Origin of the sequence: Acinetobacter sp. CFCC 11171, from assembly GCF_003268405.1 — a bacterium.
GTDB classification, from domain to species: domain Bacteria; phylum Pseudomonadota; class Gammaproteobacteria; order Pseudomonadales; family Moraxellaceae; genus Acinetobacter; species Acinetobacter amyesii.
Map to the genome: position 1 here is coordinate 61,378 of NZ_LQXP01000016.1, position 11,782 is coordinate 73,159.

Annotated in this window: 14 protein-coding genes; 12 read left to right on the forward strand and 2 right to left on the reverse strand. The window is 41.5% G+C overall.

The window, feature by feature from the left end; all coding sequences use genetic code 11:
* Positions 1 to 32: 32 nt before the first annotated feature.
* From rpmF to AVJ20_RS18355, 7 genes are all read left to right on the forward strand, one after another.
* Positions 33 to 215: a 50S ribosomal protein L32 gene (gene rpmF / locus AVJ20_RS09485; protein ID WP_004279227.1), complete on the forward strand. Its 183-nt coding sequence runs from the start codon at positions 33 to 35 to the stop codon at positions 213 to 215.
* Positions 216 to 420: 205 nt separating this feature from the next.
* Positions 421 to 1,401 (forward strand): ACP S-malonyltransferase, encoded by a 981-nt coding sequence (gene fabD, locus AVJ20_RS09490; protein WP_111885030.1) that lies wholly within the window; start codon positions 421 to 423, stop codon positions 1,399 to 1,401.
* Entirely contained in the window at positions 1,398 to 2,132 is a 735-nt protein-coding gene (gene fabG, locus AVJ20_RS09495) for a 3-oxoacyl-ACP reductase FabG (protein WP_078190055.1), read from the forward strand. Before fabD ends, fabG begins: the two co-directional genes overlap by 4 nt.
* Before the next feature lie 85 nt (positions 2,133 to 2,217).
* A complete protein-coding gene (acpP, locus tag AVJ20_RS09500; protein ID WP_078190054.1) occupies positions 2,218 to 2,454 on the forward strand; it encodes an acyl carrier protein in 237 nt (78 codons plus the stop codon).
* A 191-nt stretch (positions 2,455 to 2,645) separates the two neighbouring features.
* On the forward strand, positions 2,646 to 3,119 hold the full coding sequence (lysM, locus tag AVJ20_RS09505) for a peptidoglycan-binding protein LysM (protein WP_078190053.1): 474 nt from the start codon (positions 2,646 to 2,648) through the stop codon (positions 3,117 to 3,119).
* Positions 3,120 to 3,322: 203 nt separating this feature from the next.
* On the forward strand, positions 3,323 to 4,195 hold the full coding sequence (locus AVJ20_RS09510) for a hypothetical protein (protein WP_111885031.1): 873 nt from the start codon (positions 3,323 to 3,325) through the stop codon (positions 4,193 to 4,195).
* Between the two features lie 51 nt (positions 4,196 to 4,246).
* Positions 4,247 to 4,468, forward strand: a complete 222-nt coding sequence (locus AVJ20_RS18355) for a hypothetical protein (RefSeq protein WP_162689756.1) — start codon at positions 4,247 to 4,249, stop codon at positions 4,466 to 4,468.
* Positions 4,469 to 4,557: 89 nt separating this feature from the next.
* Here the strand turns inward: AVJ20_RS18355 and hemJ are convergent, their stop codons facing one another.
* The gene (hemJ, locus tag AVJ20_RS09515) at positions 4,558 to 5,010 is read right to left on the reverse strand and encodes a protoporphyrinogen oxidase HemJ (protein WP_111885032.1); all 453 of its coding nucleotides are present in this window, start codon (positions 5,008 to 5,010) and stop codon (positions 4,558 to 4,560) included.
* Positions 5,011 to 5,078: 68 nt separating this feature from the next.
* A complete protein-coding gene (locus AVJ20_RS09520; RefSeq protein ID WP_111885033.1) occupies positions 5,079 to 6,308 on the reverse strand; it encodes a beta-ketoacyl synthase N-terminal-like domain-containing protein in 1,230 nt (409 codons plus the stop codon).
* Between the two features lie 273 nt (positions 6,309 to 6,581).
* Between AVJ20_RS09520 and AVJ20_RS09525 the strand changes: the two genes are divergently transcribed.
* The 5 genes from AVJ20_RS09525 to AVJ20_RS09545 all read left to right on the forward strand — a co-directional run.
* Positions 6,582 to 8,042 carry an EcsC family protein gene (locus AVJ20_RS09525; protein WP_111885034.1) on the forward strand — a complete coding sequence of 487 codons (1,461 nt, stop codon included), beginning with the start codon at positions 6,582 to 6,584 and terminating at the stop codon, positions 8,040 to 8,042.
* Positions 8,043 to 8,197: 155 nt separating this feature from the next.
* On the forward strand, positions 8,198 to 8,572 hold the full coding sequence (rpsL, locus tag AVJ20_RS09530; RefSeq protein WP_000246374.1) for a 30S ribosomal protein S12: 375 nt from the start codon (positions 8,198 to 8,200) through the stop codon (positions 8,570 to 8,572).
* Between the two features lie 178 nt (positions 8,573 to 8,750).
* The gene (gene rpsG / locus AVJ20_RS09535; protein WP_005011815.1) at positions 8,751 to 9,221 is read left to right on the forward strand and encodes a 30S ribosomal protein S7; all 471 of its coding nucleotides are present in this window, start codon (positions 8,751 to 8,753) and stop codon (positions 9,219 to 9,221) included.
* Positions 9,222 to 9,352: 131 nt separating this feature from the next.
* Positions 9,353 to 11,488, forward strand: a complete 2,136-nt coding sequence (fusA, locus tag AVJ20_RS09540; protein WP_111885035.1) for an elongation factor G — start codon at positions 9,353 to 9,355, stop codon at positions 11,486 to 11,488.
* A 93-nt stretch (positions 11,489 to 11,581) separates the two neighbouring features.
* On the forward strand, positions 11,582 to 11,782 hold a 201-nt coding region (locus AVJ20_RS09545; RefSeq protein WP_227509971.1), incomplete at its 3' end, for a GTP-binding protein.

Sequence of the window (11,782 nt, forward strand, 5' to 3'; positions counted from 1 at the left end):
ATCCATTTTTTCGATCTTTGTAAGGAGCCATCATGGCCGTTCAGCAAAACCGTAAAAGTCGCTCTCGCCGTGACATGCGCCGTTCACATGACGCTTTAACCGAGAATGCATTAACTGTAGACCAAGCTACTGGCGAGACTCACCGTCGTCACCACGTATCTAAAGATGGTATCTACCGTGGTCGTCAATTATTCGCTAAAGCATCTGCTGAATAATTGGTGATGTATTAAGCGTCAAGCTTAGTAGAAAAAATGGGAGCGTTAAGCTCCCTTTTTTTGTACCGATTTTTTGTTGCATTTGGCAATTACCAAGACAAAAATTAAGTGTTAAATTTCCGTCCCTGAAACAAGCTTACATGGGATTGTGTTGAATAAATGTCCAAATAGCATAAATTCACCAGTCTTGATAAAGGATTTTTTTATGTCTGCTAAACAACTCGAGCAAGCAGCTCAAGCTACTAAAACTGCATTCGTGTTCCCGGGTCAAGGGTCACAGAAAGTCGGCATGCTCGCTGAACTTGCAGAACAGTTTAGTAGTGTGCAAGCAACATTTGCAGAAGCATCAGAAGCAGTTGGCTTTGATCTTTGGCAAATTGCGCAAAGTGGTGAAGGGTTAAACCAAACAGAATTTACTCAACCTGTACTACTGACTGCCAGTATTGCTTTATGGCGTGTGTGGTTAGAGTTAGGTGGTGTTGCACCGAAATACCTTGCAGGTCACTCATTAGGTGAATACAGCGCCTTGGTTGCTGCAGGTGCGATGAGCCTAGGTGATGCCGTTAAACTGGTGAACCTACGTGGTCAGTTAATGCAAAGTGCTGTACCTGAAGGTCAAGGTGCAATGGCGGCAATTTTGGGTCTAGATGATGCCAAAGTCATTGAACTTTGTGCTCAAGCAGAAGGCCCAGGTTCAGTAGATGCTGCAAACTACAATGCACGAGGTCAAGTTGTCATTGCGGGCGATAAAGCCATGGTTGAAGCGGTTATGGCTGCTGCTAAAGAAAATGGCGGTAAGGCAATCGCACTTCCGGTTTCTGTGCCATCGCATTGTGCATTGATGAAACCTGCTGCTGAACAGTTTGCGACAGCATTGGAACAAACTGCCATTGAGCTGCCTACTATACCTGTAATACAAAATGTAGGCGCTGAAATCGCGACTGATGTAGCGCAATTACGTCAGGCGTTAACTGCACAGTTATACCAATCTGTACAGTGGACAAAGACCATGCAGTATTTGCAAGACCAGGGTATTCAGTACATTGCTGAATGTGGTCCGGGTAATGTCCTTGCGAATCTCGCAAAACGTTTGCCAAATATTGAAAAAGCATTCCCACTCGACACGAAAGGTCGTATGGAAGATGCACTGAATGCCATTTTAGTGGCAGAAGGGAAAATTGCATGACACAAGAACGCAAAGTTGCTTTAGTAACAGGTGCGAGCCGAGGGATTGGAGCAGCAATTGCTCAGCAATTGATTCAAGACGGTTATTTTGTTGTAGGTACGGCAACATCAGAAGCGGGTGCAGAAAAATTATCTGCTGCTTTTGCTGAAAATGGTGCGGGTAAAGTTCTAGATGTACGTGATGCAACTGCAATTGATGCATTGGTATCAGACATTGAGCAAAACTTTGGTTCAGTATTGGTTTTAGTGAACAATGCTGGTATTACCAAAGATAATTTGTTACTTCGTATGTCAGAAGATGATTGGGATGACATTCTCAACATTCATTTGAAAGCCGTTTATCGACTTTCTAAACGTGTTTTAAAGGGTATGACCAAAGCACGTTTTGGCCGAATTATTAATATTAGTTCTGTGGTTGCACATTTTGCTAACCCAGGACAAGCAAACTATTCTGCTGCAAAAGCAGGGATTGAGGCCTTTGGTCGCAGCCTTGCAAAAGAGATGGGAAGCCGCCAAATCACTGTAAATGCAGTGGCTCCGGGCTTTATTGCAACAGAAATGACAGAACAGTTAAGCGAAGAAATTCGTAAAAAGATGAGTGATCAAGTGGCTTTAAACCGTTTAGGTGAGCCACAAGATATCGCAAATGCCGTAAGTTTTCTTGCTTCTGAAAAGGCAAGTTACATTACCGGAACTGTATTACATGTAAATGGTGGTTTATACATGAGCTAAGCGCTCAAGTATAAACTTTCAAAACGATTTAGATTCAATTAAACTAACGGCATTAAAAACGCCACAAGCAATGAGGAGAATTCCTGTGAGCGATATCGAACAACGCGTAAAACAAGCAGTAGCTGAACAACTTGGTCTTAAAGCAGACGAGATCAAAAACGAAGCTTCTTTCATGGATGACTTAGGTGCAGATTCTCTAGACCTAGTTGAATTAGTTATGTCTTTCGAAAACGATTTCGACATCACTATTCCTGATGAAGATTCAAACGAAATCACTACTGTACAATCTGCAATTGACTATGTTTCTAAGAAGCTAGGTTGATTTTAGATTTCAGCGATGCTGATTTAAAAAGCCACCATTCGGTGGCTTTTTTTATGCCGAATATTTTGTTTTTACATTAGCTTACGTTTCTGTCACCAACAACAACTCAAAAGCGGTTATTTTTTAGCTATAAGAATAGAGTTTGAACAATAGTTAAATGATTTAAAACAGTAAAAACAACGGAGAAAAATATGGGTCTTTTTGATTTTGTAAAAGGTATTGGTAAAAAAAATACAGCGCCTGCGGAACCTCAAGCAGCGCCAGCAACACCTTCTGAACCATCTGCACAAGAAATTGCCAATAAGTTATTGGGTCATATCAAAGCACTGGGCTTACCTGTAACAGGCTTGTCTGTGAGTTATAACGGGACTTCAGATCTAGCAACAGTGAAAGGTCAGGTACAAAGCCAAGCAGATCGTGAAAAGATTATCTTAGCAGTAGGAAATATTGATCATGTGGCGCAAGTGGATGATCAGTTAACAGTGACGAGTCCTGAGCCTGAAAGTAAATTCTACACTGTTAAATCAGGGGATAATTTGTCTAAAATCTCTAAAGAATTTTATGGTGATGCAAATCAATACAATAAAATTTTTGAAGCGAACCGTCCTTTGTTAAAAAATGCCGATGACATTTTCCCAGGGCAAGTGCTGCGTATTCCTGCATAAATATTTGTGTTTACAGTAAAAAAAGCCATCTTGTGATGGCTTTTTTTTGTATGCGTGAATGGTGGAGTTGAATATAATGCGGCTGAAATAATTCAAAATAAGAAATCAATGAAAAAAAAATCATCTTTATTTTCTTGCTGTTGCTTGCAGTTGTTGTGTGTTTTTGTCTTTGGTTGAGGTGGGATGAGCGTATTGATCCTCGGGTGCTCAAGTGGCAGCAGGCTGAAATTTCTTATCATTCAAATTACACACAAGAGCCGTATTTTAACTTGCTTGGGCTGAATGCTGGAGATCGGTTTTCGGCATTGAATGTTGGGCGCTATCGTTATCATCAGGATTGGGTATTTAGTTTGTTGGGGCAAGAGCAACAGAATGTATTGGGCCAGCCATTGAATGCGAAGCTAACGCGTGAAAAGTGGTCAGAAGAACAGACGAATTTAGTTGCTGAGTTTCAGCAATTGCTGGTCGATGATCCTAAAGCGGTTAGTGCATTTGTTGTTGAGCATCGTCTGGTGCTTGGTGCGTTGATACAGCAAGAAAAGGTGCCGTTGCAGCGCTTTAACACATGGTTGCAGCATGCAGACCAATACCGCAGTTTAAGTATGCCGAGCAATTCCGCATATCCAGACTTTAAGTATTTAAATCAGTTAGCGATCCTTTATCAGATCAATATTGCTTTAAATAAAGAGGATAAGCTGGATGCATATATGGCTGAATATCACAGATTGCAGCAGATGCTTGAGCGCCCGAACTCATTGGTTGAAAGGATGCTGATTCAAAACTGGCTGGCACGTTATGTCCGAATTATACGTAATGAACAATTAAAGACTGGACAAGTAGTTTATTTGAAGCCTTTAAGTACTCGTCAGTTGAGTTTGCGCTCAGCAGCGCAATTGGAAGCCTATGGCGTATATGCGGTGTTGAAGCAGGTGCAGCAATCATTGGGCTGGAATACCTCCTTGATGTATTGGTTGTATTTGCCAAATCAAACTGCAAATCAATTGTTTAAGCAATATGAAGAGGCGGCACAGCTATCTGAGCTTTCTTATGATTCGTTTAGGATGCAGGGTGGTTAAAAACAGGGACAGTATTCATCTTGGCATATCAAAAATTATTTGGGCAATACTTTGTCCAATATAGAGGGGGTGCCTTGGGAGCGCTATGTACTTGCGGGGCACATTTTGAATGATCGAATTATGATTTTTAATTTGTTGAATCAGGGTGCGACTGATTTAATGCAGTTGAATCAAAATAGCCACGGCCGACGTTTCTTTAAGAAAGAGGGATGTTGTGTGCTGAAGTACCGTATCCGCGTGAGTAATTTAGAGCACACAATTGGAATATTTTAGATAGCTGTGTGCAGTTGTAGTTTTTGTATATAAACATTTTGATATAGAAATAAAAAAGCCCCAATGAGTAGGGGCTTTTTTACAGTCGTTTAGAAGCTTGGCTTCACTACAACTAAAATAACAACCGCAAATAAAATCAAAGTGGGCATTTCATTAAAATAACGCCAGAATTTATGCGACTTATAATGTGCATTTTCGATAAGCTTTTTACGGTAATAACCACAAACAAAATGATAAATCACCAATAGTCCAACCAATCCAACTTTTAAATAGAACCAAAGCGCTTCATGGTAGTGTCGTGTTGCATCACCCCAATCGACGAGGAAGTGCGCCGTGATCAGTGTAGCAATCATTGCAGGCCACATAATGCCGCGATATAGCTTGCGTTCCATGATTTGAAAGCGCTGATGACTCGTAGCATCATCACTCATGGCGTGGTAGACATAAAGGCGAGGGAGATAGAATAGCGCTGCGAACCAGCAAACAATTGCGATGATATGCAATGCTTTTACCCAGAGGAAAGCATCTGATGGAGCATCCATATATTAACCCTTAAAAGGGCGGTGGGTATGTGCTTTGGCACCGAAGCGCCAAAGCAGCAAACTTTATATTATGCTTCCCATTTTTTGAAAACGAGGCAAGCGTTTACACCGCCAAAACCAAAACTGTTACTCATCACAGTATTCAATTTTGCATCACGTTTTTCAAGTACGATATCAAAAGGTTTTGCACCTTCGTCAAGTTCAGTCACATTGATATTTGGTGCTATAAAGTCATTTTGCATCATTAAAATAGAGTAAATCGCTTCTTGTACACCTGCAGCACCCAGACTGTGACCGGTCATCGATTTGGTCGAGCTGAGCGGAGGAACTTGTCCTTCACCGAAAGCACGCTCCATCGCTTTAAGTTCAGTGACATCGCCTGCCGGAGTAGATGTACCGTGTGTATTAACATAGTCGATGGTATCTACACCATGTTGTTTAGCTTCTTCTAAAGCCATAAGGATACAACGCGTCGCACCTTCGCCCGATGGTGCAACCATGTCAGCACCGTCAGAATTTGCTGCATAGCCGACAACTTCAGCCAAAATGTTTGCACCACGTGCTTGAGCATGTTCAAGTGACTCTAGTACAACGAAGCCACCGCCGCCAGCGATCACGAAACCGTCACGGTCAGCAGAGTAAGGGCGGGAAGCAGTTTCAGGAGTGTCATTGTATTTTGAACAAAGTGCGCCCATTGCATCAAATAAAAGACTTTGTGACCAATGGTCTTCTTCACCACCACCGGCAAGCATTAAGTCTTGTTTGCCTAATTGAATCAAATTGTATGCATAACCAATGGCATCTGCAGATGTTGCACATGCGCTAGTAATGGTGTGTGCAATACCTTGCATTTTAAATGCAACACCCACGTTTGCAGTAATGGTGTTGGTCATGTTACGTGGTACAAAGAATGGACCAACTTTACGTGCACCTTTGGTGTCTAGAAGTTCTTTCATTTCAACAACAGATGCAGTTGAACCACCACCTGAACCACCCGCAATACCGTAACGTGGATTACCACCGATTTGTTCTGCTGTTAAGCCTGCATTTTCTACCGCAGCCAAAGCTGAGTTGTATGCATACATTGCGCATACGCCCATAAAGCGTTTTAAACGGCGGTCAATACCGTCAAAGTTTTGTTCTGCAGCCGCACTGACATGACTTTTAAAATTAAGTTCAGCATAACTTGGGTTGAAACGTGTTCCAGAAATCCCGTTTTGCAAAGAATGAGTGACATCTTCTAATGTATTACCAATGCATGAGTTGATGCCCATACCAGTGATTACAACACGTTTCATCTACAGATCCTTTATAGGTAGTGTGTGAGCAAGCTATAGAAAGTATACGAAGGAAACTTTCTAAATAGGCGAACTCATATAATTTGATTGGAATAATGATAGCAGAAAGCTTTTTGAATTCTTATGGCAAATCCTATGCCTATTGTTGACTGAGCTAATTTGCAACTTTGCAGCAAAAAACTTAACTTAAAGATACATATTCAAGTTGTGATAAAGTTTGACTACACCTAGTATTTATCAATAATTTCAAGAATAGTTTTAATGAGGTAGGGAATGGTGAAAACGAATAATAAACCAACGGCAGGTCTACTCTCAAACGCCTTTGGAGTGGCTAAAAAGCTCAGTTCTACTGGGGTGTCCATCATTAATCATGTCGCACCCGAATCCGTAACTAAGGTCATTCAACCTCAAAAAAATGGTCAAACCTTGGAGGGTCAGTCAAGGCAAGCGGGCGTATTTGATGTAAAAAAATATGATAATCCTCAGCAAATCTTGCGTGAACACGTTCCAAATGTTTCTAGACAATTATTCGGTCGACATTTTAATACCGTAAATAATGTGGCTAATTTTGTTGCTCCTCAATTTAGTGACAAAATTTCTGATTATTTATTTGATCGACTTAATCATTTTAGTTCGGATATTTCATCTGTAGATGCTGTACTGGATGAAGCTGGGGTACGTGATTTAGAAGAGTTGACACAAGATGTCGATCGTTCGCGTCGTATTAGTCAGGCTCTGGGTGAGCAAAATAAATGGATTGCTTCGATTCAAGGGGCTTTAACAGGTGCGACAGGTGTCATTGGTTCAAGTATTGATATCCCTGCTTCACTGATTATGACTCTGCGAGTGATTTATCAAGTTGGACGTTCTTATGGTTTCGACTTAAGCAAAGAAAGTGACCAAGATATTGTTCAGTTTATTTTTAAACAGGTCGACTTGAGTTTAATTGCAGAAAAACAAACTTTGCTTATGGCAATAAAAGCTCTGAGTAGTACGCTACAAAATAGTGATTTGCATCAGTTACAGCAATTGGTGGGTTCAGATACTGATGCAGCAGTATTGAAAAAATATGTACTAGATGAAAATGGTCAGTTTAAGTGGGCATGGCTCAATCAAATGCCAAAAGTTTCATTGTTAAATCAGCTATCACGATTATCTCCTGTGGCGAGTGTTGGTGTAAGTGTGGTGTATAGTCGCCGTTTGGTGGATGAAGTGAATCAGAAGGCACAGCAAGTCTTTTCTAATGCGCGCCAATATATTTTGCAGCATCAAGATATTAGCTTGTCTCCTTTACATGCCTATGAGCGTTCTCTTGAGTTGCTTGCTCAAGCAACACCTAAATTACTAGAAGGCATTAAGGCAAAAGATATTGATTTGGCTGAGCCGGTACTAGATCAGACCATAGATGTTGCAGGTCATGAGAGTATTCGCGCAGTAAAAGTCATCAAAAAAACACAACTTAAAACCGCTGATGCAGCCGAAGTAGAGGTAGAGCAGGAACAAAAAGTCTCAGAAGGTTTGGAGGCACTTGCGGAAAAAGTTGTTGAGCCTCATTCACCCGTGGCTGCGCAAAAACCTGCTTTAGCTGAAAAAGATGAGTTTGATGTGTTGGAATCTGTACAGCAGGAAGATGTCCCAGTGGAAAAAGCTGCACCCAAAACTAAGCCGCGTAAAGCCAAAACAGCAGCCGTAGATAAAGTTACAAAAAAATCAGCAGATTCTTCTGAAAAATAAACTATTTATTTATGGGTGAAAAATTGCGCAAATCATGATGAATAAATGTTTTCGATGATCGTATATTGTTGACCAATTTTAAGTCTTCGCTTACAATTGCATGCCCTCAAAAAGTAGTATTTTTTGGGGCTTTTTATTAACGGGAGAATTGCCAAATGGCAACAACAAATCAGTTGATCCGTAAGGGTCGTACAACTTTAGTTGAAAAATCTAAAGTTCCTGCGTTGAAGGCTTGTCCACAACGTCGTGGTGTTTGTACACGTGTTTACACAACTACACCTAAAAAACCTAACTCAGCAATGCGTAAAGTTTGCCGTGTTCGCTTAACTTCAGGTTTTGAAGTTTCTAGCTACATCGGTGGTGAAGGCCATAACCTACAAGAGCACAGTGTTGTTCTTATCCGTGGTGGTCGTGTTAAAGATTTACCAGGTGTACGTTACCATACCGTTCGTGGTTCTTTAGACTGTGCTGGTGTTAAAGATCGTAACCAGTCTCGTTCTAAATACGGTGCTAAACGTCCTAAGAAATAATCTGAAAAGATTGGCTTCTTAGTTCGTTAGAACTGCAATCCTTTATCGTCTCGCTTGTCTGATTTCTGCATTTTTTGTGAAAATTCCAAGCGACGTATAGTAAGGCCAGCGAAAGCACATGACACTTTGTGCACCTGCTGGAGTAACCTGAAGTGTCATATTTATTAGGTGTATTAAAATGCCAAGACGTCGCGTAGTTGCTGCCCGTGAAATCCTTCCGGATCCTAAGTTCAGCAGCCAAACAATCGCTAAATTCATGAACCACGTAATGCAAGATGGTAAAAAATCTATTGCTGAAAGTATCGTTTACGGTGCTTTAGACCGCGTTCAAGAAAAATCTAAAGTAGACCCAGTTGAATTTTTCGAGACTACTCTTGAAAAAGTTCGTCCTATGGTCGAAGTAAAAGCACGCCGTGTTGGTGGTGCTACATACCAAGTGCCTATGGAAGTACGCCCATCCCGTCGTACTGCCTTGGCTATGCGTTGGTTAGTAGATGCTGCTGCTAAGCGTTCTGAAAAAACTATGGCTTTACGTCTTGCTGGTGAGTTGCTTGATGCAGCTGAAGGTAAAGGCGCAGCGATCAAAAAACGTGAAGATGTGCATCGTATGGCTGAAGCCAACAAAGCCTTCTCTCATTACCGTTTCTAAGCGGATAAAACAGCCCCTATTCAGGAGGGTGACAAATCAGTTGTCACTGTTTTGTCATCGAATCGCTTTAAGTTGCTATGCAGCTTAAAGCGTCCTGTTTTAAACAACAAAATTTAGGAATGCTAGAAATCATGGCTCGTCAAACCCCAATTTCTCGTTATCGTAACATTGGTATCTCTGCGCACATTGATGCTGGTAAAACTACCACTTCAGAACGTATTTTGTTCTACACAGGTGAGAGTCACAAACTTGGTGAAACTCACGAAGGTTCTGCAACTACAGACTGGATGGAACAAGAGCAAGAACGTGGTATTACTATTACCTCAGCGGCAGTAACATGCTTCTGGAAAGGGATGGGTAACCAATTTGAACAGCACCGTATTAACGTAATTGATACCCCAGGACACGTAGACTTCACTATTGAAGTTGAACGTTCTATGCGTGTTCTTGACGGTGCATGCATGGTTTACTGTGCTGTAGGTGGTGTACAACCTCAGTCTGAAACTGTATGGCGTCAAGCAAATAAATATAAAGTTCCACGTATTGCATTCGTGAACAAAATGGACCGTACTGGTGCGAACTTCTTCCGTGCTGTTGAACAAGTTAAAACACGTCTTGGTGGTAATCCAGTGCCAATCGTTGTTCCAATCGGTGCAGAAGAAAACTTCCAGGGTGTTGTTGACCTAATCGAAATGAAAGCGATTATCTGGGACGAAGCGTCTCAAGGTATGAAGTTTGAATATGGCGAAATCCCTGCTGAATTAGTTGATACTGCTAACGAATGGCGTACTAACATGGTTGAAGCTGCTGCGGAAGCATCAGAAGAACTCATGGACAAGTACCTTGAAGAAGGTGAGTTAACTAAAGAAGAAATCGTTTCAGGTTTACGTGCACGTACATTGTTGAATGAAATTCAACCAATGCTTTGTGGTTCAGCGTTCAAAAACAAAGGTGTTCAACGTATGTTGGATGCTGTAATTGAATTCTTACCTGCGCCGACTGACGTTGAAGCGATCAAGGGTATCCTTGACGACAAAGACGAAACTGAAGGTTCTCGTGAAGCGTCTGACGATGCTCCGTTCTCTGCGCTTGCGTTCAAAATCATGAACGACAAATTCGTAGGTAACTTAACATTCGTACGTGTTTACTCTGGTGTGCTTAAAGCAGGTAGCCCTTGCTATAACCCAGTTAAAATGAAGCGCGAACGTGTTGGCCGTATCGTACAGATGCACGCAAATGACCGTCACGATATTGAAGAAATTCGTGCGGGTGATATCGCAGCATGTGTAGGTCTTAAAGATACTACTACTGGTGATACATTATGTGATGAAAACAATGTAATTACACTAGAGCGTATGGAATTCCCAGAGCCAGTAATTGCGCTTGCGGTTGAGCCTAAAACTAAAGCTGACCAAGAAAAAATGTCTGTTGCTTTAGGTCGTTTGGCGAAAGAAGATCCATCATTCCGCGTACGTACTGACGAAGAATCTGGTCAAACAATTATTGCTGGTATGGGTGAGCTTCACCTTGACATTATTGTTGACCGTATGAAGCGTGAATTCAACGTTGAAGCGAACATTGGTAAACCAATGGTAGCTTACCGTGAAACTATTAAAAAGTCAGTTGAACAAGAAGGTAAGTTCGTACGTCAAACTGGTGGTAAAGGTAAGTTTGGTCACGTATACGTACGTTTAGAACCACTTGCTGAAGATGCTGGTAAAGACTACGAGTTCGCTGAAGAAGTTGTTGGTGGTGTAGTACCTAAAGAATTCTTCGGTGCGGTTGACAAAGGTATCCAAGAACGTATGAAGAATGGTGTCCTAGCTGGTTATCCAGTTGTTGGCATCAAAGCGACATTGTTCGATGGTTCTTACCATGACGTCGACTCTGACGAATTATCGTTCAAAATGGCTGGTTCTTACGCATTCCGTGACGGTTTCATGAAAGCAGATCCTGTTCTTCTTGAGCCTATCATGAAAGTTGAAGTAGAAACTCCAGAAGACTACATGGGCGATATCATGGGTGACTTAAACCGTCGTCGTGGTCTTGTTCAAGGTATGGACGATTTACCTGGTGGTACTAAAGCTATCCGTGCAGAAGTTCCACTTTCTGAGATGTTTGGTTACGCAACTCATATGCGTTCTATGTCTCAAGGTCGTGCGACTTATTCTATGGAATTCGCTAAATACGCTGAAACACCACGTAACGTGGCTGAAGGCATCATCGCTAAGTTCCAATCTGGCGGTAAAAAAGGTGACGACGAGTAATCTTTCGATTACTATAAGCCCAAACTAATTCATAGTTAAAAACCAAATGCTCATGCAGTATCCCTGCATGAGTAGTTTAAAAAGGAAGATCTCATGGCTAAGGCTAAGTTCGAACGTAATAAGCCACACGTTAACGTGGGTACAATTGGTCACGTCGACCACGGTAAAACTACTTTAACAGCTGCAATTGCAACTGTATGTGCAAAAAAATTCGGTGGTGAAGCGAAAGATTACGCTGCAATCGACTCTGCACCAGAAGAAAAAGCACGTGGTATTACAATTAATACTTCACAC